The sequence below is a fragment of the Lysinibacillus louembei genome, assembly GCF_033880585.1.
GTDB lineage: Bacteria > Bacillota > Bacilli > Bacillales_A > Planococcaceae > Metasolibacillus > Metasolibacillus louembei.
The window spans coordinates 2860182-2886368 of record NZ_CP137624.1 but is presented as its reverse complement, the minus strand read 5'-3'; the positions used below and the strand labels follow the sequence as shown (position 1 = coordinate 2886368).

General features: G+C 37.5%; 23 protein-coding genes and 1 other annotated feature. Of the genes, 6 read left to right on the top strand and 17 right to left on the bottom strand.

The window, feature by feature from the left end:
* Positions 1-32: 32 nt before the first annotated feature.
* Both R6U77_RS14325 and R6U77_RS14320 read right to left on the bottom strand, forming a co-directional pair.
* Positions 33-1055 carry a ketopantoate reductase family protein gene (locus R6U77_RS14325; RefSeq protein ID WP_319836152.1) on the bottom strand — a complete coding sequence of 341 codons (1023 nt, stop codon included), beginning with the start codon at positions 1053-1055 and terminating at the stop codon, positions 33-35.
* 12 nt (positions 1056-1067) lie between these two features.
* Complete coding sequence (locus tag R6U77_RS14320; protein WP_319836151.1) at positions 1068-1808, bottom strand: acetoacetate decarboxylase; 741 nt, start codon at positions 1806-1808, stop codon at positions 1068-1070.
* 107 nt (positions 1809-1915) lie between these two features.
* On the opposite strand from R6U77_RS14320, the gene R6U77_RS14315 reads away from it, so the two are divergent.
* Positions 1916-2800 carry a LysR family transcriptional regulator gene (locus R6U77_RS14315; protein WP_319836150.1) on the top strand — a complete coding sequence of 295 codons (885 nt, stop codon included), beginning with the start codon at positions 1916-1918 and terminating at the stop codon, positions 2798-2800.
* A gap of 42 nt (positions 2801-2842) precedes the next feature.
* Here R6U77_RS14315 and R6U77_RS14310 read toward each other — a convergent pair whose 3' ends face one another.
* The gene (locus R6U77_RS14310; RefSeq protein WP_319836149.1) at positions 2843-4168 is read right to left on the bottom strand and encodes a hemolysin family protein; all 1326 of its coding nucleotides are present in this window, start codon (positions 4166-4168) and stop codon (positions 2843-2845) included.
* A 37-nt stretch (positions 4169-4205) separates the two neighbouring features.
* A complete protein-coding gene (locus R6U77_RS14305; RefSeq protein ID WP_319836148.1) occupies positions 4206-4592 on the bottom strand; it encodes a MerR family transcriptional regulator in 387 nt (128 codons plus the stop codon).
* A 445-nt stretch (positions 4593-5037) separates the two neighbouring features.
* On the opposite strand from R6U77_RS14305, the gene R6U77_RS14300 reads away from it, so the two are divergent.
* Entirely contained in the window at positions 5038-5412 is a 375-nt protein-coding gene (locus R6U77_RS14300; RefSeq protein ID WP_042472975.1) for a nucleotide excision repair endonuclease, read from the top strand.
* 93 nt (positions 5413-5505) lie between these two features.
* Entirely contained in the window at positions 5506-5769 is a 264-nt protein-coding gene (locus R6U77_RS14295; protein ID WP_293928190.1) for a YqhV family protein, read from the top strand.
* Here the strand turns inward: R6U77_RS14295 and R6U77_RS14290 are convergent.
* The 3 genes from R6U77_RS14290 to R6U77_RS14280 form a co-directional block, all read right to left on the bottom strand.
* A complete protein-coding gene (locus R6U77_RS14290) occupies positions 5740-6477 on the bottom strand; it encodes a metallophosphoesterase family protein (RefSeq protein WP_319836147.1) in 738 nt (245 codons plus the stop codon). The two genes, R6U77_RS14295 and R6U77_RS14290, sit on opposite strands and share 30 nt — an antisense overlap.
* Positions 6478-6480: 3 nt before the next feature.
* A complete protein-coding gene (gene argS, locus R6U77_RS14285) occupies positions 6481-8154 on the bottom strand; it encodes an arginine--tRNA ligase (protein WP_319836146.1) in 1674 nt (557 codons plus the stop codon).
* A 45-nt stretch (positions 8155-8199) separates the two neighbouring features.
* Positions 8200-8417: a binding site (T-box leader), on the bottom strand.
* 28 nt (positions 8418-8445) lie between these two features.
* Positions 8446-9015 (bottom strand): hypothetical protein, encoded by a 570-nt coding sequence (locus tag R6U77_RS14280; RefSeq protein ID WP_293928196.1) that lies wholly within the window; start codon positions 9013-9015, stop codon positions 8446-8448.
* Between the two features lie 143 nt (positions 9016-9158).
* Between R6U77_RS14280 and R6U77_RS14275 the strand changes: the two genes are divergently transcribed.
* Both R6U77_RS14275 and R6U77_RS14270 read left to right on the top strand, forming a co-directional pair.
* Entirely contained in the window at positions 9159-9623 is a 465-nt protein-coding gene (locus R6U77_RS14275) for a hypothetical protein (RefSeq protein WP_319836145.1), read from the top strand.
* Positions 9611-9904 carry a YxcD family protein gene (locus R6U77_RS14270; RefSeq protein ID WP_319836144.1) on the top strand — a complete coding sequence of 98 codons (294 nt, stop codon included), beginning with the start codon at positions 9611-9613 and terminating at the stop codon, positions 9902-9904. Before R6U77_RS14275 ends, R6U77_RS14270 begins: the two co-directional genes overlap by 13 nt.
* A gap of 34 nt (positions 9905-9938) precedes the next feature.
* Here R6U77_RS14270 and R6U77_RS14265 read toward each other — a convergent pair whose 3' ends face one another.
* From R6U77_RS14265 to R6U77_RS14230, 8 genes are all read right to left on the bottom strand, one after another.
* Positions 9939-10265: an antibiotic biosynthesis monooxygenase family protein gene (locus tag R6U77_RS14265; protein ID WP_319836143.1), complete on the bottom strand. Its 327-nt coding sequence runs from the start codon at positions 10263-10265 to the stop codon at positions 9939-9941.
* Positions 10262-10816: an SF0329 family protein gene (locus tag R6U77_RS14260; protein WP_319836142.1), complete on the bottom strand. Its 555-nt coding sequence runs from the start codon at positions 10814-10816 to the stop codon at positions 10262-10264. The genes R6U77_RS14265 and R6U77_RS14260 overlap by 4 nt, the downstream gene beginning before the upstream one ends.
* A gap of 133 nt (positions 10817-10949) precedes the next feature.
* A complete protein-coding gene (locus tag R6U77_RS14255; protein ID WP_319836141.1) occupies positions 10950-12635 on the bottom strand; it encodes a methyl-accepting chemotaxis protein in 1686 nt (561 codons plus the stop codon).
* A 326-nt stretch (positions 12636-12961) separates the two neighbouring features.
* A complete protein-coding gene (locus R6U77_RS14250) occupies positions 12962-15190 on the bottom strand; it encodes a 5'-nucleotidase C-terminal domain-containing protein (protein ID WP_319836140.1) in 2229 nt (742 codons plus the stop codon).
* Between the two features lie 222 nt (positions 15191-15412).
* Complete coding sequence (locus R6U77_RS14245; RefSeq protein WP_319836139.1) at positions 15413-16774, bottom strand: S-layer homology domain-containing protein; 1362 nt, start codon at positions 16772-16774, stop codon at positions 15413-15415.
* Positions 16775-17490: 716 nt separating this feature from the next.
* On the bottom strand, positions 17491-20196 hold the full coding sequence (acnA, locus tag R6U77_RS14240) for an aconitate hydratase AcnA (RefSeq protein ID WP_319836138.1): 2706 nt from the start codon (positions 20194-20196) through the stop codon (positions 17491-17493).
* A 144-nt stretch (positions 20197-20340) separates the two neighbouring features.
* Positions 20341-20958 (bottom strand): hypothetical protein, encoded by a 618-nt coding sequence (locus R6U77_RS14235; RefSeq protein WP_293920357.1) that lies wholly within the window; start codon positions 20956-20958, stop codon positions 20341-20343.
* Positions 20959-20999: 41 nt separating this feature from the next.
* Positions 21000-21830 carry a DUF2785 domain-containing protein gene (locus tag R6U77_RS14230; RefSeq protein ID WP_319836137.1) on the bottom strand — a complete coding sequence of 277 codons (831 nt, stop codon included), beginning with the start codon at positions 21828-21830 and terminating at the stop codon, positions 21000-21002.
* A 254-nt stretch (positions 21831-22084) separates the two neighbouring features.
* Here R6U77_RS14230 and R6U77_RS14225 point away from each other — a divergent pair, with 254 nt between their 5' ends.
* Positions 22085-23956 (top strand): right-handed parallel beta-helix repeat-containing protein, encoded by a 1872-nt coding sequence (locus R6U77_RS14225; RefSeq protein ID WP_319836136.1) that lies wholly within the window; start codon positions 22085-22087, stop codon positions 23954-23956.
* Between the two features lie 266 nt (positions 23957-24222).
* Here R6U77_RS14225 and R6U77_RS14220 read toward each other — a convergent pair whose 3' ends face one another.
* Both R6U77_RS14220 and R6U77_RS14215 read right to left on the bottom strand, forming a co-directional pair.
* Positions 24223-24375: a hypothetical protein gene (locus tag R6U77_RS14220; RefSeq protein WP_319836135.1), complete on the bottom strand. Its 153-nt coding sequence runs from the start codon at positions 24373-24375 to the stop codon at positions 24223-24225.
* Between the two features lie 147 nt (positions 24376-24522).
* Positions 24523-25965: a DHA2 family efflux MFS transporter permease subunit gene (locus R6U77_RS14215; protein ID WP_319836134.1), complete on the bottom strand. Its 1443-nt coding sequence runs from the start codon at positions 25963-25965 to the stop codon at positions 24523-24525.
* Positions 25966-26187: the final 222 nt, after the last annotated feature.

The window sequence follows — 26187 nt, the reverse complement described above, 5'->3', positions numbered from 1 at the left end:
CCTTTAAACGGCTGTTTAAAAGGGATTTTCATTTACTTATTGTTCAACTCTGCCAAGGCAAGGACTGTTGTATCAAAGTCGGGTAAACTTCCTTCTTGCTCCGCCTGTTTCACTATTGCTACAACTAAATCGTTATACGGTGTGGCAATGCCTTTCGCTAATTGCGGCACAACACCGTTAATAAAGTCAATTTCTGTTTTGCGTTTTTTTTCTAAATCCTGTAGCATGCTTGCTTTTAACAGACGGGCTGGCTCAATAATAACACGCAATGTTTTAATATGTTGTTCGATATCATCTGCCTCTCTTATTTCTAATGAGGCGATGTCAAAGTCATTCATTTTGGCAAATGTGATACCATTTGCATGACCAACTTTAATTGTTTCATCAATAATATGAGCTGCACTACGCACGCTAATTTCATTATCTAATACGCCGCCATATGTTGTGTTCATCGCTGCAGAAAGCCCGCTAAATGCGTTATTAATTAAAAGTTTCGACCATTTTGTGCCGACAAGGTTTTCTGAAATATGTGTGCCACCAACAAGGGCTAATACTTCCTGAATTTTTTGAATGCGTGCCGTTTTTTCACCGTTTAATTCACCAATTTGGAAGGCATATTGCTTAAAGCGATTGTATTCTGTTGTCAGCTCTGAAACACCTGGCTCTGTAAAGGTTGCACCAAATTCCACTGCACCTGCGATCACGCGTTCACATCCGACAATTTCTGCTATTTTACTTTCTGGAATTCCATTTTGTAATGAGCAAACCACACTGCTGTCATGTAAAAATGGTAGTAAATTTGTTAAAACAGAATCATTGTATAGTTGCTTTGTTAATAGCAACACTAAGTCATACACGCCTGTCATCTTTTCTGGTGTGACCGCTTTTACTTTCGCTGTCATCTCCGTTGTACCAATAATTTTGGCGCCTTTTTCATTTAAAGCTTGGACATGTGCCTCATACACATCGATTAATTCAACATCTTGTCCACCCTCAGCGATATATGCGCCGATTACTGTGCCGAGTGAACCAGCACCTAAAATTGCAATTCTCATCATAAAAGCCTCCTATTCTTCCTCTAAATAATCGTATACGACGGAAGCCCCACTGAGCGATAGCTCTGTCACAATATGTGAGGCTGAAACGATTTCTAAAACAGGTAAATCCTTCATTGGTGCTAAAACATGTGCAAATAGCTCCAAGCGTGCTGGTCCCATCCATGCACCTTTTATTTCAACATCTGTAATTTCTGTGCGTACAAGCTGACAAACAAGCGGTGCGCCATTGTAGCCTGGTATTTTCTTTAGCATAAATGTTGGCTTTGTAATTTCAGCTAAAGCTTCCGCCTGTGACATTGGGAAATGCTTGTAGCCCATTGTCGCTGTTGCCACACGTAGCGTTCCATAATCAAGTGTTCCTACCAATACATCTGAATCAACATATAAATTCGGCTTACCCAATTTTTTAGGATAGCCACTAATTTCTCGACCTGAGGCGATTGCTGGAAAGCTATCGACATACATCGAGTGCAAATATTCGCCCTGCTCGCCATTTAGCTCTACTGGAATGATTTGTCCACATTCTGTATAAGAGCCTAAGCCTGAAACATCAGGCATTTTCATTATTTCAAATTTCACATAAGGTGTTGTTACCTCTAGTGGCTCTGGTACAATTTTTCTCAAGCTTTCCATATCTGTTTTATATACAATATTGAGGTATTCGCGATTATAAAAGCGATATGGTGGTAATGGATATGCTCCTGCATCTAAAGGTGTTGTAATTTGTTTGATGACATCTTCTTTTTTCATTTCAATCCCCTCCTATTGAAATTTAATTTTAGTATTGTTCTTCTATTTAATCCAATACATAATAAGTTATAATAATATTTATTTAAATAAATAAGAGGTGAACATTGTTGGAGCTATTGCAATTAAAATATTTTCAAGTAGTTGCCCATACAGAGCATCTATCACAGGCAGCACAGCAACTAAATATTGCACAGCCATCCTTAAGTTTGACGATTAAACGCTTGGAAAATGAACTAGGTGTCTCATTGTTTGAGCGCAATGGGCGGCATATTCAATTAAATGCAGCCGGCAAAGCCTTTTTGCAACATGTCAATCGCATCTTATTAGAACTGGAAAACGCAAAATTAGCAGTACAAACGATACAAAAAGAGGAGTTCAATACTGTCAAAATTACTCTATCCAATCCACGCTTTTTAACGAATTTAATTAGTGATTTTATTACAGCGTACCCGACCATTCATTTGCAGCAAGGGATTGCCTTAAAGCGTGAAATCGTTATGAGCCTGAGGAAGGGAGAAATTGATTTAGGCATAGCAGGCCCACCCATTCAGGACGCTGAAATCGAGAGCCATTTATTAATGGACGAGGATATTGTCTTAGCATTGCCAGCACATCATCCATTAATAGCACGAGAGAAGGTTGCCTTACATGAAATTGCAAGCGAACCATTTCTTACGCTTGCCAATAATGAGGAATACAGTGACTATGTAACAAAGTTATGCGAGGGAGCTGGCTTCACACCAAAAATACGCTTTGAAGTGGATACACAGCTACTAAAGGAGGTCATCAAATTAAATCAGGCAGTTGCACTTCTTCCCATTTCCGCCTGTCGCATGGGCAATTTACATTATGTCCAAATCGCGGATGCTGCCTATACATACCCAATTGGACTATCTTGGCATAAAAATAAAATGCCTACACCTGCAATTGAAATGTTGCGAAATTTTATTATCGATTATTATGAACGAAATAAAGTATTTTATAAATTATAAAAATGTAAAAACGTCGGGAAACTGTCATTTCCCGACGTCTTTTTACTCCTCCACTACTAGCTCTTTCTCTTCTAGCTTCCGCACTTCAATGTAACGCAAATAAATATCTTCTTTTTCGTAAATTGAAAATGCATAATTTTCATATTCGATCACAACGTCATCAACTAAATCTGTATTTTGTGAGAAGTACCAGCCACCAATTGTATCAATATCAGGATTTTCCAATTCGATATGTAATAGCTTTGACACGTCATCTAACAGCATTTTTGCATATAAAATATAATGTCCCTCGCCTACTTTTCGAATGTCTGGAACCTCATCTCCATCAAATTCATCGCGAATTTCACCAACTAGCTCCTCTAAAATATCTTCAACTGTTACTAAGCCTGATGTACCGCCATATTCATCCAATAAAACGGCCATATGCACACGTTCTTTTTGCATTTTCGTCAGTAAATCGTGAATTGGAATTGTTTCGATTGTTTTTAAAATAGGATTAATAAAATCTTCAAATTTAAATGTTTCCTCTGTAATTCGATTATTAATTCCCAATGTTAAAATTTCCTTAATATTTAGGAAGCCGATAATGTTATCGCGATCTCCATCATAAACTGGGTAGCGTGTATAGCGTTCCTCTGAAATAAGTGTAATGATTTCGCGGAAATTAGCACTAATATCGAAGCCAACAATTTCTGTACGTGGCACCATGATTTCGCGTGCAATTTTATCATCGAATTCGAATACATTATTTACGTATTTCAATTCATTTTTATTAATTTCACCGCTCTTAAAGCTTTCTGCAAGCAGTAAGCGTAGCTCTTCCTCCGTATGTGACAGCTCATGCTCGCTCGCAGGCTTCATGCCAAATAAGCCCACTAATAAACGCGCTGAGCCATTCAAAAACCAAATGAATGGATATAAAATTTTATAGAAAAGCATAATTGGCTTTGAAAACAGCAATGTTACTTTTTCAGCTTTTTGAATTGCTACTGTTTTTGGTGCTAATTCACCAACAACAACGTGTAAAAACGTGGCAATAACAAAAGCGCCACCAATTGTGAAAAACTTAATATAATCTGTGCCAATACCTAGCATTTCAAAAAATGGGTGAAGAATAAACTCAAACGTTTTCTCCCCTACCATCCCGATACCAAGTGCTGTTACGGTAATTCCTAATTGGCAGGCCGATAAATATTCATCCAAATGTGTCGTTACTTGCTTTGCGGATGGTGCGCTTTTTACACCTTCTGCAAGTAGCTGATCAATACGTGATTGGCGCACTTTTACAATAGCAAACTCTGTTGCCACGAAAAATGCTGTTAATGCTAATAAAATAATAAAAATGGTTAAGTTGATACTGGTCGTCAATCAGTTGTCTTACGCTTGAAACGTAAGACTTCACCTCCTAAGTGATTAATAGTAGTAATGATTGTATTAATGTGTTACTATCTTGCTTCATTTTTGTTACAATATTTTGTTTTGCAAGCTGGTCTTCTTTTGATAACTTTGTCACGAGCAATGCTACCTCTTTTTCTAGCTGCTGCATCTGCACACGAATATCTTGAATATCAATTTCCTCCATCTTCGGTTCAATCAAATGTTTAATTTGCTCTAATGAAAGCCCTTCCTTTTTCTTGCGCTCAATAAAATGTAGCTGCTCAATAGCCTCTTGATTGTAATAGCGATAGTTAGAACTAGATCGCTTTGCTTTCAACAAACCTAGATTCGTATAATAATCAATTGTGCGCTTCGTAATCCCTGTCATTTCAGCTAGTTCACCAATTTTCAGCATCTCGATCCCAAATCAATCCCTCCAAACTATCACGTGATACTTTTAGTATACTCATAAATAAAGATAATTTGCAATTATATTCACTTTCATTTATCGTTATAAATTGTGCGAGAATTGAATATTGTTTTGTTAGTAGTATGGGGCGTGTGATATAAAAATAAATTTCTAAAATGAGGTGTCGTATAATATGTAGGTATAATGAAATTATTTATCTATTGGAGACGCTAAATTCTCATACAGCATACTTTACAATTTTTAAAATTGAATAACAACACTTTTTACATATTAAGTATATTTAACGCTTTAATAGGTTGCTTGAGTTGTTATTGATATAACTATGCCATATGGATGATTGCTATATTTCATTGGAAAGATGATTGATAATAGCCAAGCTCATGAATTCATGATAGAATTAAGCTTCAATACAGTAAGGGACGTGAATTTTTTGATTAAAATTGAATTACCAAAACCAGATCTTGTTATTCGTCAACGTGAACAAGTGTTAAAACCAGGTGATGTAGAGATTACACCATTCCACGGCTTTATCGACTTCCATAAAATCACACGCGAAAAAGGCGGAATTTTCTTCTTTTACAACGAAAAAAACGAGCTTTTATTCGTTGGGAAAGCGCGCAAAATTCGCCAGCGCATTAAAAAGCATTTCGAGGACAATGTGTCACCGATGAAAAAATATCGCGATGAAATCTTTAAAATCGAAGTGTACGAAATCGAAGACCCAATGGAACGTGAAATTTACGAAACATACGCAATCAACACATTACGTGCGAAGTACAACATCGATAAAGTTTTCTTTGAATAATAAGCGAAAGCCTACACTGTTATTTTTACGTGTAGGCTTTTTTAATATTTCCCCCATCTCCTTCATATAGTAGCAAGGAAAGGTGGGACATGAGTGGAACTAGCACTTCTTTATATGATTTGGCTCCGTATTTTATCTGGCAGCATTGATATTGCAGCTGCATTTCTGATGTACAAGCTTGGCGCTTTAGAAAAGGCGTTCGTTGTCAATACCTCTCTTGCGCTCGTTGGTCCCATTATTTTTATTGTCACAACAGGCATCGGCTTAGCTGGGATGCAGGATAAAATTTCCTTCGCAAAAATGCTTTGTTTATTTAGTGGTATTTTGCTAATTTTTATTAGCCTCCGCATGAAATGATGTCAAAATAAAATCCTTGTCAGGAATATCGGTCTGCTTAAATTGCTCAATAAACGCGGCACCGTCATAGGCCACTTCAATAAATGTCCAATGTATAGCTGTATCAACAGTGCAAATCGCATATTTCGCCTTGTTTGGACTATTGCAGCCTAAAGCACCTGGATTGATATACATGGTCTTGTCATTTTCAAAGACATGTGTTGGATGATGATGTCCAAAGCAAATGCAATCATATATTGGATAAGCTTGAAATAGCTTCTCCATATTTTCAAGTGATGGCTGATGAATTGAGGCAAACGGGTCTTCATGGAAAGGCATATTCTTTCCTTTTAACGCATAATGCGTAAATAAAAAGCGCTTCGTATGAATCGTTTTCTCTATTTCACGTGGCAGCTGCTGTAACAAAGGAATCAATGCTGGATCGAGCCTTGCCGCAAGCCATTCATGATGCGCACGAATGCCCGCATGACTTTTTGGGTAAGGCTGACCTTCAATAATTGCTAACGCTGCCTCATCGTGATTACCACAAACAATTTCACAATGTGGCAAGGCGCTGAGCAACTGCAATACTTCATTTGATTGGTGTCCAATACCAATTAAATCACCTGTGCAATAGACCTCATCCACACCTCGCTCCTTTATATCTTGTAAAACTGCCTGTAAAGCAACAGCATTGCCATGAATATCTGTCAAAAGTGCAAACTGCATTATCTACATCTCCTTTGGGCTTGCAATTCCTAATAAGCGTAAGCTTTCGCCTAACACTAGTGCCACGCAATGTGCGATAGCTAAACGGGCTTGCTGGTATTCGTCGCCGCTTAGTAGCTTCGTTTGGGCATAATATTTATTAAAGCTGCGCGCTAGCTGTAAGCTATATTTGGCAATTTGCGATGGATCCGCATCTTTGAATGCTTTTGCTAGGCTGTCTGGGAAGTCCTGTAATTGCTTAATTAATGGCCAAGCCGCTTCATCCACATGTATGATTGGCTCCTCATTAGCTACATAAGCCCCCTTCTTCAACAGCGTTTGAATCCTTGCATATGCATATTGCACATATGGACCTGTTTCTCCTTCAAATGTCACCATTTGCTCAATATCAAAATCGATATCATGCATGCGGTCATTTTTTAAATCGTTGAAAATCACTGCACCAATGCCAACCGCTTTTGCTACTTCTTCCTTATTTACAAGCGTGGGATTTTTCTCCTCAATATTATGGAAGGCTGCATCAATCGCTTCCTTTAACACATCTGCAAGCAGTACAACCTTGCCTTTTCTCGTCGACATTTTTTTGCCACCAACGAGCATCATGCCGAATGGAATATGCTGATAATTTTTTGCCCAGTCATAGCCCATTTGTTGTAAAACCGCAAACAATTGCTTGAAATGCAACGATTGCTCATTGCCTACAACATAAAAAACTTTCGCTGGTGCATATGTTTCTTGACGGTAAACAGCAGCCGCTAAATCACGTGTTGCATACAATGTGGCACCATCATTTTTCTTAATTAAGCATGGCGACATATCAGCAAGTGGCACAACCATGGCTCCGTCTGATTCGACTAATAATTGCTTTTCTTCAAGCTCTGTCACAATGCGTGCCATTTTATCATTGTAAAAGGCTTCCCCGTTGTAGCTATCAAATGTGATGCCGAGCAATTGATAAATTGCTTGGAATTCCTGTAAAGAAGCTGCTCTAAACCATTGCCATAATGCGTGTGCTTCTTCATTACCATCCTCCAATGCCTTAAATGCTTGACGTGCCTGCTCATTTAGCCCATCATTGTGCTCTGCCTCCTCATGAAAGCGCACATAAATTTTTAACAGCTCAGCAATTGGTGCCGCTTCAATTGCTTCTTTATTGCCCCATAATTTGTATGCCACAATCAGCTTGCCAAACTGTGTGCCCCAATCCCCTAAATGATTAATACGCACTGCCTGATAGCCCATTTTCTCAGCAATATTCGCTAATGCATTCCCAATGACTGTGGAGCGCAAGTGCCCCATCGAAAAGGGCTTGGCAATATTCGGTGAAGAAAAGTCAAGCACAATTGCTTCTTTGTTGGTAGAACGCGTGCCATACTGTCCTTGTTCAGCCATAATTTGGGCGATAACTTGCTGTGCAATTGGTAGCTGCTGTAAATAAAAATTAAGATAGCCACCTTCCACCTTCAGCTCTTTAATGAAATCTGCTTGAATACACGATGCTAGCTCAGTCGCAATGATAGCTGGTGCTTTTTTCAATTTTTTTGCTAATATGAAGCATGGAAAAGCAAGATCCCCTAAATGCTCATGCTTCGGCTTTTCCAATAATGCTGTCACCTCTGTTACTGATAACTCATTTTGCAATGCTATGCTAATGATTGTTGCTAATTGCTTTTTCATATTTTCCTCTCCTTTTTTGCATAGAAAAAGCCCCCGCCTCTAAAAAATAGAGACGAGAGCTGTAAATTCCCGTGGTACCACTCTAGTTGTCATCGAAATGACCACTTTACTGTTGTTAACGAGGTGACTCCCCGATTGACCCTACTTCATTGTTCAGGTAATTTCTCCAAAGTGCGCTTCACTATTTTCATAATATTAGGCTCACACCATCCCTAACTCGCTTCGCTCACTCAAATAGCTACTGTCTTTTTCATCGAATTTCAATTATTTTAACAATGAACAATACGTGCGTCAAGCGAAAAATTGATCGATTTTATCCATATCTTGTAGTACGTATTGGCGATTGGCGATAATGCCTTCAAACCAATTGGCGATAATTTGCTGTAAATTTTCCTCTAGCTCCTCGTGCTGATACAGCGTATGAACGACCGCATCAATAAATTGTGTGCGCTCCTCATAAAATTTGACGCGCATTGCAAAGTCTTTGCCTACTTCCTTTTGGAATAGCTGTCCTAAGCGCAGCACGCCTGCATTCATTGCCTGCTCGCCATATAAAGAGGAGCCAACAATGGCAAGCTTTTGTAAGAATGTCACAGGAGACTGCGGAAAATAGCCTTCCATAAAATGCTTTGTGCTCGCTGTTATTTCTTTTACACGCTGTAATTGCGTATCTGTTAATGTGCGTGTTTGCTCAAACAATGGCATGAGCATATTGAGCTCATCTAAATATTTTTTCGCTTGAGATAGACGTGCTGAGCTCACTTGTTGTCCTGTACGTTCGTTGATTGTTTCTGCTATGTAAATGCGCTGTATGTAGGATGCTAATAAAATAAGACCATTGTATTGTTGCTGTGCCGACATCTTGATCCCCCTTTCACCTTGTACAAAGATACCATATTTTTTAAAATCAGCATAGCACTGGACAAAAATTGTAGTGTATTTATTTTTCTTCAATTCACTCTTTTGTTATACTATAGTTGTAGAACATTTTATGGAGGAAAGAAATGAAAAAACTTGCAGCAGTATTTCTAGCATTTACACTTGTCTTCTCAAGTGTAGGAACGACAATCTTTTTTGGTGGTGACCACCAAGTGGAGGCAAAGTCTTATAAATCAGGGAAAAAGGGCTTTAAATCCAACAATAACAATCAGTCTAATATTCAAAAAGACAATAAGGACAATAACAACGCGACAACAAATCAAAATAACACGAATAAATCAAAAAGCGATACCACTCAAACGAAAAAAGGTGGCTTCACTTCTGGCGGCTTAATGAAAGGTCTCTTTATCGGTGGTTTAGCGGGCTTATTATTTGGTAGCTTATTCGGCGATTTAGGTATTTTAGGCTCAATTTTAGGCTTTATGGTCAATGCAGCAGCGATTGCGGTAATCGTCTTCCTATGCATTAAAATTTACCAAGTAATGACACGTAAAAAGAAAGATGAGACGTCAAAAACATGGAACAACTAACATTATTCGAGCAGGATTTAATTAATGCGATTTGCATTTTCCATGCACGCTTTAAAAATGTTCAGCCTGAAAATGTAGAAGTTGAGCTAATGTATGATGATTTAGCAGGCTATACAGCAGAAGCCTATGTGAATGGCCAAGTTGAACTATACAATACTGTTAATTTTATTACCGCGTTACGTCTTTATATCGATGAAAAGCTACAACGTGATTCAATCAGTGCACGAATCTCACTTGATATTGATGATGAAGCTGGCATGATTGCCAATGTTTCATGGTAAATAAAAAGCCTCTCCTTAGCGAGAGGTTTTTTATTTACATTTCAAATAAGTAATCGCGTTCTACTTTGCATACACGTAATGCGAATCGACTATACCATTCCTTTTTTCCACGCTCTTGTGCCACCTGATGAGCGGCATTTGCCTTCCAGGCTGCAATATCTTCAAGCGTTTGCCAGTAGGAAACGGTAATACCTAAATGTGCATCTCTTGCACTTTCGACACCTAAATAGCCCTTTTGCTTACTCGCTAATTGCGCCATTTTTGTGGCCATCACATGATAGCCTTGGTCACCCTCTGTTCGCTCTGAAGCAAAAATTACCGCATAATAGGGTAGCTCATATGTATTCGCTAAATGACTCATCTTCCTCCACTCCTGCCTATTTTAATTATACCTTCTACTTCGCAGCGTAAAGCATGGAATTTTTGTGCAAGTGGAGTTTGTGGCTCCATTGCTGCAAGTCTGCGTTTTCCTAGTCTACGGTCAAGCATTGCAAGCACTTGCACTAGCTCATTTTCATGATGCAGTGCCCCCTCTATTGTAAGTCCATAAAATGCATCTAATGCTTGATAGAACAACCAAGCAGGGTAAAGTCCCTCATTCATTACTTGCTGTTCGATTTGATCGCTTAAATTCACAAGTGCCTGGCGTTCTGTTGATTGCATCATCACTTCCCAATTTTCGTTGTATGGTATTCGCGGTAGCTCCATTGCTTGCTTTGTATATTGCTGATTCACACGTACTTGGAATGCTAAATCATCCGTGCGCAAAATTTCCTCACCTTTATATACTAGCCATACTTTTGCAGGCTGGTCATGCGCCTTTCGATGTACTGTCGCATAAAGCTGTACTTGCCCTTTCAGCTTATCGGCTAAAAAGTGCTCAAATTGCTGCTGCTGTTTACTAAATCGCATCGCTTCCTCCATTCATGCTGTTAGTTTTATTCTTATTGTACATAAAAAACGCAAGAAGCCACAATGGCTTTCTTGCGTTTGATTAATCAATTACGCCTCGACGTAATTGCGTCGGGACTTCTGTTGATTCAAGTTAAATTTTAAATTTCGCAATTGCTTGTGTAAGCTCTCCTGCTTTTATTTCAAGCTCTGCAGATACAGCGTTAATTTCCTGAATCGATGCCACTTGCTCACTGATTTGCAGCACGATTTCTTCCGTACTGTTCGCTACACCATTGACGTTGGAAGCTAGCTCTGAAACAGATGCTGAAACTTCCTCTGTTGCTGCTGAAATTTGCTCTGTAACAGCAGATGCATCCGCAATGCGCATCGTCATATTTTCGATTGCTCCAGTAATTTGATTGAAGGAATCTCCTGCTACTTCAATAACTTGTACACCTGTCTCAACACGCTGTAAACTATCTGCAACAGCGCCTTCTACATTTTTCGTCTCATGTAAAATTTCTGTCGTTAAGCTCACAATTAAATTAGCGGATGATTTCGATTGCTCTGCTAATTTGCGCACCTCATCTGCCACGACAGCAAAGCCTTTACCATGCTCGCCAGCGCGTGCTGCTTCAATTGCAGCATTTAATGCTAATAAATTCGTTTGATCTGTAATATCTGTAATAACATTTGTAATGCTTTGAATTTGTTGTGAATGTGTGATTAGCTTTGAAATTAACTCTGTTGTTAATTTCGTTGAGCTATAAATATCTTGCATTTGCTCTTTCGCGTCTTCAATCGTAACAAGCCCTTTACTTGCAATGACTTGCGTATTTTGTGCCTCATTGTGTACCGTTTGCGTAGACTCCGCAATATTTTGAATACCAAAGGCTGTTTCATCCATTGCAACTGAAGTATCTGTTGCGATTTGTGATGATCCGTGTGTGCTTGATGAAATTTGTTCAATGCTGCTTGCAACCGTTGTAGACGTTGAGGATACTTGCGCTGTATTTGTTGTCAGCTCTTTCGAGATGTTTGAAAGCTGCTCCGCATTTTCACTCGCCACAGTAATTAATTCACGCAGTGATGCCTTCATTAAATTGAAGGATGTCGCAATTGTTGCTACTTCATCTTTTGACTTTATGGCAACGTCCTCAACTGTTAAATCCCCTGTTGCAATTTGGTCTACTGCTCCTGCTAATGCCTTTAATGGCATTACAACTACGCGCATAATTGCTAAAACACTTATAATACCGATAATAATACTTATAAGCGAAATAATGGCTAAAATAATCGTTACTTGCTCTACTTGCTTGCCCGTTTCCTTTTGCGTTTCAGTAAATCGTTCTTTATTATAGATAAGCATTTCATTCGCTGCTTCACTTAGTTTATTATTGACTTTACGCACTTCAATATTTAATATTGGAATCGCACTATCAACTTTCCCATCATCCACTAAGCCAATTACACGTGCTGCTGCTTCACTATAGTTATTATTTGCTTCAATTAATTGGGCAAGTAATTCCTGCATTGTACCAGCAGATGCAATCTCCTCTAAGCGCTGTAATGAAGCTGCAATCGCCTTTTGCTCATTTTCTAAGCTCGACAGTGCGTCAGAACCCTTTGCTAATACATATTGTCGTAAAAAAGCCCCTTGTCCCCCTATACGTGACTGCACATCTGCTGCCAAATAAACTTGCTCTAAACGACTATCTATCAGTTCATTATACCTATTATTGACCTTTGAGATTTGCAAATAGCTAAAAACTGAAATACCGAAGATAATCACAACTAATGTACCTAAAGATATGTATAATTTTTTCCCAATACTCAACCAAAAATACCCCCTTTTTCACACACAATCTCATTATATGCATTTCTTTTATACTATGTCAATGTTGCTAATCGAATGTTATAAGTTTTCTAGCAATATCAACTTCTTTTATTTTCAAAAATCATCTAATCTACTATCCTTTATCATCATATAAAAGTGAAATTTTGTTGATTTCGCAAAAAAATGCTGAAATATGATGCTATAAGCTTTCTTATGCAAATTAAAAAAGCCTGAACAATTTTGTAAAACGCTCGATGTTTGCGTTTACTTCCTTGTTCAGGCTTTGCTTGCAATGCTATTTTTTTACATAATATAGCATTATATTATTATTTTGCTTCTTCTAGTGCAACATCAACAATGCGACCTTCTGTCTTTGTTGGTACTTCTTTTAATGAAAGTAATTGCTCTTGGAAGTTTTCCCAATCAGATAAACCTAAATCTGTTACACGGCCTTCTGCATATGCTTTTGCAAACATATCAAATCCGTCTCCACCTTTAGCTGTAAACGCATTAGTTGCAACTGTATATGTTTTATCATCTTCAAGTGCTACATAGCTGCCAGATGCTTTATCGAAGTATTCGATTGATACAACACGAGAACCTACTTCTTTTGAAGAATCATATTTTAATTTTGCACCTGCAACGTGTAGGAAACCACCATTTTCTTTTGGTGCATTTTTCACTGATACTTCAAATGCTGCTTTTAGCTCTGCACCTGTTGCATCCATAAGTGCTAGTGTATTACCGAATGGTAGTACAGTAATTACTTGACCAACTGTAATATTGCCAGCTGGAATCGCTGCACGAATACCACCACCGTTTTGGAATGCCATTACAACTGGTTTATCAGTGTATTTTTGTGCTTTTGCTAACATACCATCTGTAATAATATTGCCTAGTACTGTTTCATTGCTGCGTACACTTTCTAAGCTATTTTCAGTTGCGCGTGGGCTTGCTAAATCTTCAGTTAATGTCACACCGATTTCTTTATTATTTACGCCATCCACATGTGCTTTGTATGGAGCTAATAATTTTACTAGTGCTTCATCCTCTGCTACTTCACCTAAGTCGATTAGCTTACCATCATATTCTGTGACAACGCCATTTTCATCAAATGTCACATCAATTGTTCCTAAATAGTTTACATATTCATTTGCTTGAACGATTAATGTTGCCTCTTTGTCTTCACCAACAGTATTTGTATCAACAACAAATGGCTCTTCTAATTTTGTATGGTCATGTCCACCAACAATTAAATCGATGCCAGGTACACTTTTCGCTAGTAAAATATCATTGTCAACGTTTGGATTATCATTATAGCCGATATGTGTTAACGCAATAATTTTATTAACACCCATACCTTCAAATGCAGCTACTGCTTTTTCTGCTTCTTCAATATAGTTTGAGAATACTACTTTATCAGGTGATGCGATATCTTTTGTTTCTTCCGTTGTTAAGCCAAAGATACCTACTTTTTCACCGTTAATTTCTTTCACGATACCTGAATAAATTTTACCATTTTCAGGCTCACTTGAAACTAAGTCTGTAAATAAGCCTTTGAACTTATCATCAGCTGAGAAATCCACGTTTGCTGAAACGAATGAGAATTTAGCACCTGCTACGAAATCTGCTAATGCTTGATGTCCTTCAGGTGATGAACCTAAATCAAACTCATGGTTACCGAACACCATTGCATCAAAGCCGATTTCATTTAATAGCTCTAAATCCGCTTTCCCATGGAATTCATTGAAGTATAATGTACCGCTGAAAGCATCCCCAGCATGTAGTGTTAAAACGTTTTCCTTCGCTTCACGCTGCTCTTTCACAGCTGTAGCTAATTTAGGCATTTTATCTGCACGTGCATGCGTGTCATTAACGTGTAATACAGATAATGTAAATGTATCGCCTGTTGTTACTTCTGGTGTTTCAGGCTCTTCAGTTAATGTGTTCACAGCATTTAAAATAAATGTTGCTAATTGCCCACGTTTTACATTTTGCTCAACGCCAAATTGTGTTTCAGAAAGACCTTGTGCAATACCTGCTTCATATAATGCTGTCACAAAGTATGCATAGTCATTATCTGCTGGTACATCTTTGAACGGGCTATCCCCTTCTGCTTCTAGACCTAATGCTTGCGCAATCATGAATGCTAATTCGCCACGCGTAATTGTTTCGTTTGGCTCAATTGTGTTATCTTCATAGATTTCGATTGCATCAAGTGCTGCTAACGCTGCGATTGGTCCATAGTATTGGTGTGATGTTGGAATATCCGCAAATTTTGGATTTTCTACTTTTTGCGTATCAAGACCTAATACACCAGCAATAATTTTTGCTGCTTGTCCACGTGTTACATTTTGATTTGGTTTAAATGTACCATCTGGATAGCCTTTAATAACGCCTGCTTCATGTAATGCTGTAATTCCTTCGTAATGTGCATCGCCAGCTTTTACATCTGAAAAAGTGCCTGCTGCTAATGCAGGTGTTACAGCTACTACAGTAGCTGTAACAGCAACAGCAGCTGTTGCTGCGTAAAATTTGTTTCGTTTTTTCGTCATTTGGGAAATTACCTCCATCTTCATATCAAATCTAAAGTGTACACTTAAATTCTACATGAAAGCGCTATAGAATTCTAGATAATTAATAATATTCTTAATAAAAAAACATGCCTGTCATATTGATAGTATTGAAAAAGTCGATTTATACTAAAATCCTAGCATAAACCGACCCATATATTTCTTACTCTATTGTTTTGTTATGTTTTTCAACTAGCTTCATTATTATTTTGCTTCTGTTTCTTCAATAGCAGATAAATCTAATTCCTCAAATGTCTTAGCATTTTTTAATACTTCTTCTGGAATTGTAATTGTTGATACACTGTTGTAGTCTGTGTATTTGATTGTTGATTTATTTGTAACATCCATTGTTATGCCTTCAGCCTTCATGCCAAAACCGAAATTCATAACCATTTCTTCGATATCAAATGTTTCTTTATTAATTTTGATGTCATATGTGAATGTATCAAATTTCATGTTTTTAATTTCAGCAAGAGCTTCCTCATCTAAGCCTAAGTTTAATGCACCCATTTGCTCTTGAACTAGCTCAGTAAATTTATCGCCAGCCCCTGTTAAAGATAAAATATAGTGATTACCTTCTTCTTTAATTTTGAAATCAGTTGCGAATTTTTTTAGCATTTCTAATTGCTCAGCTGCATTTATTTGTGCACCTGTTTGTGCTAAAATTTCGTCAAACATTTCAGTAGGATATTTAACCCAAGTTTTTGTTAAGCCTTCATACACGTACATACCATCTTTTTCAGTCATATACATTTTAATTGGCATCTCGATTGCTTCACCAGTTGTTGGTTCAACCATCGCTACTGTACCTTCAGCAAAGAATGCCATTGGCTTATTGACAATTGACATATCCATTTTTATGTTTGCATCAACTGTTACTGCTTCTTCACCATCTTGAATTACCATTGATTGTGCCATAGTAATTGCTGCTTTCAAGCTTTCTGTTGCTAATTGCTTTTCAGCTGCTTTTGTGAACACTGTTTCTAATAATGCTGCATCCGCAGTTGTTTGTTCAACTGTTGCTGAATCTTCTGTCGTTGTTTCTTCTTCAGCTTCTTCACTTAATGTTTCATAAATGAATGATGCTACTTCACCACGTGTAATTGTAGCGTCTGCATCCTCCACTTCGATTTCTTCCTCAATGCCAAGACCTGTTGCTAGCATAAAGATAAATTCACCACGTGAAATAGCTTCATTTGGTGCAACAGTGTTATCATCTACATAATATTCAATAGCACCAAGCTCTGCTAATGCTGCAATTGGACCGTAGTATTGATGCGTTTTTGGTAAATCTGCTAACTTTGGATTCTCAACATTTTTTGTATCCAAACCTAGTGCCCCAGCGATCATTTTTGCTGCTTGTCCGCGTGTTACATCTTTTGCTGGCTTAAATGTGCCATCTGGATAACCGCTAATAACACCAGCTGTATGTAATGCTGTAATCGCTTCATAATGTGCATTGTCTTTTTTCACATCTGAAAACGTATCTGCTGCTGCTGCTGGTGCAACTGCTACTGCTGTTGCTGCTAATGAAGCAACGGCCACTGTGTAAAATTTCTTTTTCATAATGAAAGAATCCCCCTTAAAGTCAATATGATATTATTCTATCTAAATATAGGATATAAATCCAGTTGTTTTACAGTATTTTTTTTGTAATTATGACAATTTACCAAACATTTGAACGTTGTTATCCTACTTAATGCAGCACGCTAAATAGGTATTTTAAAGTGCTGTGACTAATTGTGATGTTGCATATATTTTGAAGCGAGCTAGCCTTTAAGTGATAAGCAATATGAAATTTGCTAGAAGGAAGCTAAAATGTTTAGATGTAACCAAAACAATATTATTAGCTTCATTCCATAAAGAAATATAGCTATTCTTTCTTAGGTTTTCTGACATTTTGAATGATAATGGTAGTTAAAACAATAATTAGTAAGAACATGCCTTTTACCATATGTTTCTCCTCCCTTCGTTTTCTTTCTTTACGAAAAACAATTGCAAAAGGTTTCATTATTTTAATTATAATTAGCTCATCTTCAAAACTGTGGTTGACAGTATTTTAAAGGGAGGACTGTGCCTTGTTCTTTGGAGAGCGCTAAAAATATATGTAGCTAATTACTTTGTCATCAGCAATAAGATTTCTAAAAATGAAACAAATTTATCATTTTAAAAGATAGTCCGTAGCCCCATATATTGTTTAGCTGTTTAATATCAGCTTATTTGCTGCATAAAATGAAAAAGTGTGCCTCCAACATATTGGAGACACACTTTTAATTTTGCTATTATTCAGCTGCTTTCGCACGTAATACCATTTGTAGGATACCACCGTGACGGTAGTAATCTACTTCTACTTCTGAATCGAAGCGAGCTAATACGTCGAATGTTTTCACAGTGCCATCTGGAGATGTCGCTGTCACTGTTAAAATATCACGTGGTTTTACCGCGTCTGTAATGTTAACAGAGATTGTTTCTTCACCAGTTAAGCCTAATGAATCAGCAGACTCACCATTTAAATATTGTAATGGTAATACGCCCATCATTACTAAGTTTGAACGGTGGATACGCTCATAGCTTTGTGCGATAACTGTTTTCACGCCAAGTAGGAATGTACCTTTCGCTGCCCAGTCACGAGAAGAACCCATACCGTAGTCATTACCAGCAAGTACGACTAAGCCAGTACCTTGCTCTTGGTATTTCATACATGCATCATAAATGTATTCCACTTCGCCTGTTGGCCAGTAAGTAGTGAAGCCACCTTCTGTACCTGGAGCGATTTGGTTACGGATACGGATATTTGCAAACGTACCACGCATCATTACTTCGTGATTACCACGACGAGAGCCGTAAGAGTTGAAGTCGCGAATTGCCACACCGTTTTCGATTAAATATTTACCTGCTGGTGTATCTTTACCGATTGCACCTGCTGGAGAAATATGGTCAGTTGTAATTGAATCACCGAATTTCGCCATCACACGTAAGTTATCAAGACCTTGGATTGCACCTGGCTCTTTCGATAAACCTGTGAAGAATGGTGGGTTTTGAATATACGTTGATTTGTCATCAAATGTATATAATGATTCAGTTGAAGTTTCAATTGCATTCCAAGCTTCATTCGCTGTGAACACTGTTTCGTATTCTTTTTGGAATAGTTCACGTGTTACAACTTGGCTTAATACTGCATTTACTTCTTCAGTTGATGGCCAGATATCTGCGAAGAACACATCGTTGCCATCTTTGTCTGTTGCGATTGCATCTTTTTGTAAGTCGATATCAACTGTACCAGCTAATGCATAAGCAACTACTAATGGTGGTGACGCTAGGAAGTTCGCTTTTACTAATGGGTGTACACGACCTTCAAAGTTACGGTTACCAGAAAGTACAGATGTTACAAATAAATCATTGTCTTTAATTGCATCTTCGATTTCTGGTAATAATGGACCAGAGTTACCGATACATGTTGTACAGCCGTAACCAACTGTGTTAAAGCCAATTTCATCGAAGTACTTTTGTAAGCCAGAAGCTTCTAAGTAACCTGTTACTACTTTAGAACCTGGTGCTAAAGATGTTTTTACCCATTTCGCAGGCTTGATGCCTTTTTCTACCGCTTTTTTCGCTACTAAACCAGCCGCGATTAAAACGTATGGATTTGATGTATTCGTACAAGATGTGATCGCAGCGATTGCTACAGCACCTGTTGGAATTTCTACATCGCCTTCTGCAAATTTCGCTACAGAAGTTTTAGCAAACTCGTCTTCTGTTAAACCGAAGCCTTGTGTACCTTGTGGTGCTACAACAGAACCACGGTATGTTTCCTTCATTTTTGATAAAGGAATTAAATCTTGTGGACGTTTAGGACCTGATAGGTTTGGCTCGATATCTGCTAAGTTTAGCTCGATTACATCTGTGTAAACTGGCTCTAACTCAGGTTTGAACCACATATCATTCGCTTTTAAGTAGCCTTCAACAACCGCGATATGTTCTTCATCACGACCTGTTAAACGCATATAGTTTAATGATTCGTCATCGATTGCGAAGAAACCACATGTTGCACCGTATTCTGGTGCCATGTTTGAAATTGTTGCACGGTCAGCTAATGGTAATTTCGTAATACCAGGGCCGAAGAACTCAACGAATTTCCCTACTACGCCGCGTTGACGTAATACTTGTGTTACTTTTAATGCTAAGTCAGTTGCTGTTGCACCGTTTGGTAGCTCCCCAACTAATTTCACACCGATAACTTCTGGAATTGGGAAGTATGACGGTTGACCAAGCATACCGGCTTCTGCTTCAATACCACCTACACCCCATCCAAGAACGCCAAGACCGTTGATCATTGTTGTATGAGAGTCAGTACCTACTACTGAATCTGGGTATGTTTCGAATGTGCCATCTGCATTTTCTTTCACGTGCACAACTGGCGCCAAGTACTCTAAGTTTACTTGGTGAACAATCCCTGTTGCTGGTGGTACAGCACGGAAGTTGTCATATGCAGTTTGTGCCCATTTTAAGAAATTGTAACGCTCAGCATTACGCTCGAATTCTAAATCCATGTTTGCTTGTAATGCAGCAGCATTACCGTATTTGTCAACTTGTACTGAGTGGTCAATTACAAGGTCAACTGGAATCGCTGGGTTAATTTTAGCTGGATCGCCGCCCATTTCTTTCATTGCTGAACGTAATGAAGCTAAGTCAACTACTACAGGTACACCAGTGAAGTCTTGTAATACTACACGTGATGGCTTGAATGGTACTTCAGCTTCTGTATTAGCATCTTTACCCCATTTAGCTAATTCATTTACGTGCTCTTCTTTAATTACATAGTTGTCATATTGACGTAAAACAGATTCTAATAATACTTTAATTGAATAAGGAAGGCGTGAAACGTTTGCAATACCGGCTTCTTCAATTGCAGCTAAACGGTAGTAGTTATATGTCTTACCATTTACTTCAAATGAAGCGCGGCTGTTGTGTAAATTCTCTTGTGCCATTTTTATTCCCCCTATATTTTCTTTTGAAAAGATTATTTATGGTAAAGCTTCTTTTCTCCAGTTCTTATGATAGCTTACTTTGATACATAAGTAAATTACATTAATATTATGTTTTGCGATAAGTTTTTTTTATGACTATAGCCATTAGCATAATTTCATATAATGCATTTCTAAATAATTACAGGAATCTTCCACATCATAAAAAAGCTTAAAAAGCTGCTTTGCTTTCCCCATAGCATTCGTTAGACAGTAATCAAGCTCTAATGCTAAATCTGAGTTATTGGTCATTTGCTCTAACAAGACAGATTTCATCTTTACAAGCATATACTCTTGTCCTTGTTGTATACTCGTCAATAACATGGAAATGATTTGAAACTCATCTTTTTTTATATAAATATTTTGCTTATACCAATCAAGTACTTCCAATGTGATGGTCACTGCAGCAATAAAAGTGTACATTTCATTATGCATAACTTCATACTTATAGTGCTTCATGAGCGGGCGCTTTAGTAATTCTTGAAAAAGTACACTTGTCGGATTAGAAACCTTGCTTTTGTTAGGACAAACATGCAGTTTTGTGTTTTCTGTCGAGAAAAATAGCCAATTATTGAATATCATGCGCCATTCCACATTCTCTGTAGGTTGATGTTCTAATAAAGGTAATAAATATTGAAAGGTATCATATACTTGAAAAAACTGATCGATTTGTCCCTCTTCAATCGAAAAAATTGTATGATATTTTTGAATAGATTTACGTTCCATCTGGCACATCCTTTCTCTTTCGAAATATGCTTGTTTTCGCATTATAGTTTTGTCCATTTCCCAATAAAAATCGAAACAACGCCTTGTAATTGCGGCATTTTATGCGAAAACTTCAATGTGAAGTACAATGCACGCATAAAACGTAAAACATTCATTCTTGCATCAAAAAACCGCATCGTATAGCCTTCATTCTCACGCTGTAAAGCTAGCTTATCAAACACTTGTTCAACCCATTCAATACATACTTCTTCTGGGAAGTCAGTTTTTACTAGCTGCTCAAAAATTTGTGCTAAGCGATCTTCCTCTTCATTTGCATAAACGGTTCCTTTCCAAAATGTCACTTTGATGCCTTGTAAAATAACAGGTACTAATTGTGGTTGGAAATGCGGATGAGTTATCATCATTGCAAATAAATCTGCTCCATGTGCGACACTGTGTGCCCAGCCTTGCCCCTCAACAAAGCCACGTACATCCTGTTCCCTCTCTAAATAACGGCTTGCTTCTGTCATCACAAATTGCGCCTCCTCAGGCGTTAAAAAGGAAAGTTGGCCATCGTAATACAATAAATAAACAAGCCAAAGCGCTGAAAATGAACGTGTAAACACACTATCTGCATCGCCATTTGCAATGTTTTTAAATAGGTAGTCTTTCGTTGGCAACAGGAGTGCTGTACGTGCAAGTTGTTCCGTTAAAAAAAGCCCCTCTGTCATCAGTTCACCAAAAAGGCGATAAACAATTTTGTCGTGATGCTCTTCGTTTGCACTGCCAATATGCTGCAATAACTCCGTTAGTACTTCCTCCCTATGCATTTGCATATGTTGTTCTCTCTGCAAGGAATCCATTTGCAGCAATGGTTCATAAATTGTTGTCATATTGCGCCTCCATGTATATCTACTTCTATTTTAATAGATACCTAATTATTTTCATAGTTCAAATTAAATAAATTTTTGAATTTTTAGATTTTTATCCACTATTTCCCTTAGTTCAATAATGTTTTTTTATTACGAAAGTAATGTGTACTTAACAAGCAGGTATATTGAAATATTTTTCGTCATTCATATGAAAAATTTTTACTATTTTTGGTTACACTAACAAGGAAAATATATTGAAATGAGGTTTCCTTGCTATGCTACATAAAGTATCTGCTTCTAAATTTTCTTTTTATCAAACACTATCAGCTGCATTAAAAAGAGCACAACATAACGATTGTCTTCAGTTAATGCCTGGTCAATACCATATGCCTTTATTCTTTCAGCAATCACTACGATTAAAAGGGAAAAAAGCAACAATTACTGGCTCTATAACGGTTCCCAAAGGCGTAATAGTGCATTTTGAACATATAACATTTCAGCAAAACAGCCAAATTCTAATTGAAGGAACTGCTCTATTTCATCAATGCCACTTTATAGAAACTGAAACAATCACAGCTAATTGCGGGCAGCTAAAAATGACTGCCTGTACCATTACAAATGCACCTATTTCCATAACAAATAACAGCGATGCCATGCTAAACAATTGTCACTTTTCAACATGTCACACGTCATCTATTATAATGACTCGTGCACAAATTGAACTTGTTGATTGCCATTTTGAAGATGCCTTACATGCTGTTGTGTTAAAAGAGCATGCGAAAGCAAACATTATACAATGCCATTTTACGAAGCAACGCCATATCCAATTGCTAGTTCAAAATAATAGCGAATTATTTATTCGTGATAGCACAATTGAAAATGGTTATACTAGTGCGCTACGCGGCGAAATGCACTGTCGAATCAAACTCCAAAACACCCTTATCCAGCATCACCTAATGACACAAATCATTCTACAGTGCTGTGCACTTCATATAGAAAAATGCAAAATTCAACATGGTAGAAAATGTGGCTTACAGCTTGTCCAATATGCAGAGGCTACAATTGACCAATGTTATTTTTTGCAAAATCACGATGCGCATATTGATAGTGCTATTCAATGCGCGTTATTTATGACAAACAGCACATTGCACGGTCCTACAAAAATTGGCATTCAGCTACAAGAAAAGTCTGTCGCCCATTTTTCTAATACAATATTCAAGCACCAGCAAGAAATTCAGCTATTGTTATCTGAAAGCGCCTATGCTTCCATTGAGCAATGTACATTTTGCACTGGACAACAAGGAATTGTCGTACAGCAACGTTCATACTGCACATTGCTTGATAGCACCGTTAGCAATCACCAGCAAGCTGCCATCGCGATTTATGATAGTGAATTTATTGCACTTAACAACCAAATTATAAGAAATAATGGATATGGCTTAACGGCACAGCACGAAGCGGCGGTTATGTTAGAAAACAACCGCTTTTCAGACAATGAGCTATCTCATATTATGGCAACAGAAAAAACAAATATTACAATTAACAAAAGTAAATTCATTCGTGGCAAAGGTATGTATATTGCGGACTCCTCTTTATTATATATGACCGAAAGTGCAATTTATGACGGAAATGATGCACAAATTACAGGAAATAATTCGACAAAAATTTATATTGTCGAATCAAAGCTATATAACGGGCGCTGTGAGGCCATTAAAGCAAGCAATAATTGCTTCATTCATATAATGCGTAGCACTATATCCGCACATCCTTTACAACAAATTGTGATGAATCACAGTTCGCTTGTTCTATTGGATAGCCTTGTTGAAAAGGGGCTACAAAATGCGATTGCTCTTAGTAATTATTGCGATGCACGTATTGAGAAATGTCAAATATTGCAACATCGAGATACACAGTTAATAGCTACTTTATATTCAGCAATTACTCTACTTAACACACAATTAACTGGTGGACATACGGTGAATGTTGATATTTCACACCATTCAAAGGCAACTATTGAACATTGTACCTTTACAAACAATAAACAAGCCCCAAATGCACAAGCAACGCAATTTTCTGAAATGTCCATTGAACAATCCACAATGAATAATTATTTACAAATTGATGAAAAGAAAGAACGAGGTTGCTAATAAAGCATGCTAGGAAAAATGGTCGAGAGTATGGCAGAAGCTTGTCATGACAACACAGCTACTCAGAAATATAAAATTTTTCGGACTACTATATTATTCAACATGCTTCAATCGATTAATAGCACGCTCATGTGCATTTGTTTTTTGAAGGACTAAATCAAAATCAGATTCCAGTAAACGAAGGTTGCGATCTATTTGGCTGAAACACTTGATAGTGGTCTGTTCAAATTTATTAAGTTTCGTATTTGTTGTTCCTACGAGTTGAATCAACTGTTGAATATTTTTTCCATATATGTTGTAAAATTGTAAATTATTGTCATGCAATCATTCATTGTTGTTGCATGGTCATCAATCATTGTTACGCGGTCATTTACCTTTTGTAACTCAGCTAAAATCAAATCCAATTTTTGTTCACTCAATTGCAAGCCCTTCTTACTAAAATGAATTATTGTAATCAGTATAGCATGCCTTTACTTATTTGTTAACACAAAAAAGAACAAATGTTCTTAAAAATGGGTTGTCAGCAATAACAAAGGCGCTACGATGCAATATCGTAACACCTTTGGCTATAGCTGCGATTTTGATTTTGTTGCGATAAAAAATGAAAAAATAAATGTGCAGACAGCAAAAATTAATGCTGCTATGTAAATATAGCTAATGCCACTTGCAATCGTTTCCTTCAAGAAACCTACTTCTTCTATACTAAAGCCGCCCTTCGCAAATTCGCCGTTTAGTTGAATCTCACCTTTTCCTAATGATACCATTTTTTCACTTGTTACCAAATTGAAAATCATTCCGAAAAATGCAGCACCAACAGCTTGGCTAAATGTATTTGTAAAGGAATTTAGCCCAATAGAGGTACCGAGTTGCTTCGGATCTGCTACCTTTTGAATGGAAATCATAAGCATTGGCATAATAAAGCCCATACCTAAACCAATTAAAGAGGAGCCAATGTAAACATTGAAGTCACTCGAGCTATCCGATAAGCTTGCAAGCAACACCGTTCCTGTAATTAAGAGGATTGTCCCCATTTGAATAATGCGCTTATTCGTTAAGCGACCAATTAAATGACCTGCCATAATCGAATTCACTGTCCAAAAAATAGACATCGGTGTTAATAATAACCCTGCTTGTGTTGCATTTTTGCCGAGCACGCTCTGTGCGAATATCGGAATATAAACCGTTACACCAATAACAATGGACATCGCACATAATGTTAAACCGTTAATAATCATTAAGCGACCGTTTTTAAACAATGTTAATGGAATAATTGGCTCCTCTGCCTTTAGCTCTACTCGAACAAAAATCGCTAAAAAAACAAGTGCTACTACATACATTATCAAGGATTGGCTTGATAACCACGCCTGCGTTTTACTGTTATCAATAATAACATATAGCAGCGCCACCATTCCGACTGTAAATAATACTGCACCTAAATAATCAATTTTTTGCTTTACTGCCTCCACTTGTTCGCTATAATGCTTCGCAATTAAATAAATAGAAGCTAGGCCGAATGGTACATTAATGAAGAAAATAAAATGCCATGATACTTGGTCAACGATAAAGCCACCACATAAAGGGCCAACTACACCTGATACGCCCCATACCATGCTTAAATAGCTTTGTCCTTTTGCTCGTTCTTTCTCTGTTTTGAATAGTTCCCCTACCATCGTCAAAGTGATAGGTAATATCGAACCTGCCCCGATTCCTTGAATCGCACGGAATACAATTAATTGCTCCATCGTTTGTGCTAGGCCACATAAAATCGAACCTACTAAGAAAATAATAATACCGATAATAATCATTCGTTTACGCCCGAATAAGTCAGCGAGCTTGCCAAAAATAATTGCTGCAATGGCGGATGCCAATAAATAGGCGGAATAAATCCAACTAATTAAATCAACGCCTAGCAAATCAGCAGTAATGCTTGGGATTGCGGTACTCACAATGGTCCCTTCAATCGCCGCAAGTGCTGTTACAAGCAGCAATGCAATAAATACTTTATTCATGTTGTCACCTTTACCTTTCCTGCATGTCATACATTAACAATTTTAAGATGAAAAGAAAAGAGGAAAGATGGAATTTGGTGAAAAAATCGTTTTTGGATGAAAAAGAAGTGGCGATTTTAATAATTCACTTATTACTTCACCTTACCATTTTAACAATACTTGTACCTCATCTTTGATTATCCACTTTGAAAAATAATTAAAATACTCTTCAAGTCAATAAGA

Excerpts from the sequence above, each read along its gene's own strand:
- R6U77_RS14325 (WP_319836152.1), bottom strand. The coding sequence starts at position 1,055 with ATGAGAATTGCAATTTTAGGTGCTGGTTCACTCGGCACAGTAATCGGC.
- R6U77_RS14320 (WP_319836151.1), bottom strand. The coding sequence starts at position 1,808 with ATGAAAAAAGAAGATGTCATCAAACAAATTACAACACCTTTAGATGCA.
- R6U77_RS14305 (WP_319836148.1), bottom strand. The coding sequence starts at position 4,592 with ATGCTGAAAATTGGTGAACTAGCTGAAATGACAGGGATTACGAAGCGC.
- R6U77_RS14290 (WP_319836147.1), bottom strand. The coding sequence starts at position 6,477 with ATGCAGTTTGCACTTTTGACAGATATTCATGGCAATGCTGTTGCTTTA.
- argS (WP_319836146.1), bottom strand. The coding sequence starts at position 8,154 with ATGAAAAAGCAATTAGCAACAATCATTAGCATAGCATTGCAAAATGAG.
- R6U77_RS14280 (WP_293928196.1), bottom strand. The coding sequence starts at position 9,015 with ATGTCGGCACAGCAACAATACAATGGTCTTATTTTATTAGCATCCTAC.
- R6U77_RS14275 (WP_319836145.1), top strand. The coding sequence starts at position 9,159 with ATGAAAAAACTTGCAGCAGTATTTCTAGCATTTACACTTGTCTTCTCA.
- R6U77_RS14270 (WP_319836144.1), top strand. The coding sequence starts at position 9,611 with ATGGAACAACTAACATTATTCGAGCAGGATTTAATTAATGCGATTTGC.
- R6U77_RS14265 (WP_319836143.1), bottom strand. The coding sequence starts at position 10,265 with ATGAGTCATTTAGCGAATACATATGAGCTACCCTATTATGCGGTAATT.
- R6U77_RS14260 (WP_319836142.1), bottom strand. The coding sequence starts at position 10,816 with ATGCGATTTAGTAAACAGCAGCAGCAATTTGAGCACTTTTTAGCCGAT.
- R6U77_RS14250 (WP_319836140.1), bottom strand. The coding sequence starts at position 15,190 with ATGACGAAAAAACGAAACAAATTTTACGCAGCAACAGCTGCTGTTGCT.
- R6U77_RS14245 (WP_319836139.1), bottom strand. The coding sequence starts at position 16,774 with ATGAAAAAGAAATTTTACACAGTGGCCGTTGCTTCATTAGCAGCAACA.
- acnA (WP_319836138.1), bottom strand. The coding sequence starts at position 20,196 with ATGGCACAAGAGAATTTACACAACAGCCGCGCTTCATTTGAAGTAAAT.
- R6U77_RS14235 (WP_293920357.1), bottom strand. The coding sequence starts at position 20,958 with ATGGAACGTAAATCTATTCAAAAATATCATACAATTTTTTCGATTGAA.
- R6U77_RS14230 (WP_319836137.1), bottom strand. The coding sequence starts at position 21,830 with ATGACAACAATTTATGAACCATTGCTGCAAATGGATTCCTTGCAGAGA.
- R6U77_RS14225 (WP_319836136.1), top strand. The coding sequence starts at position 22,085 with ATGCTACATAAAGTATCTGCTTCTAAATTTTCTTTTTATCAAACACTA.
- R6U77_RS14215 (WP_319836134.1), bottom strand. The coding sequence starts at position 25,965 with ATGAATAAAGTATTTATTGCATTGCTGCTTGTAACAGCACTTGCGGCG.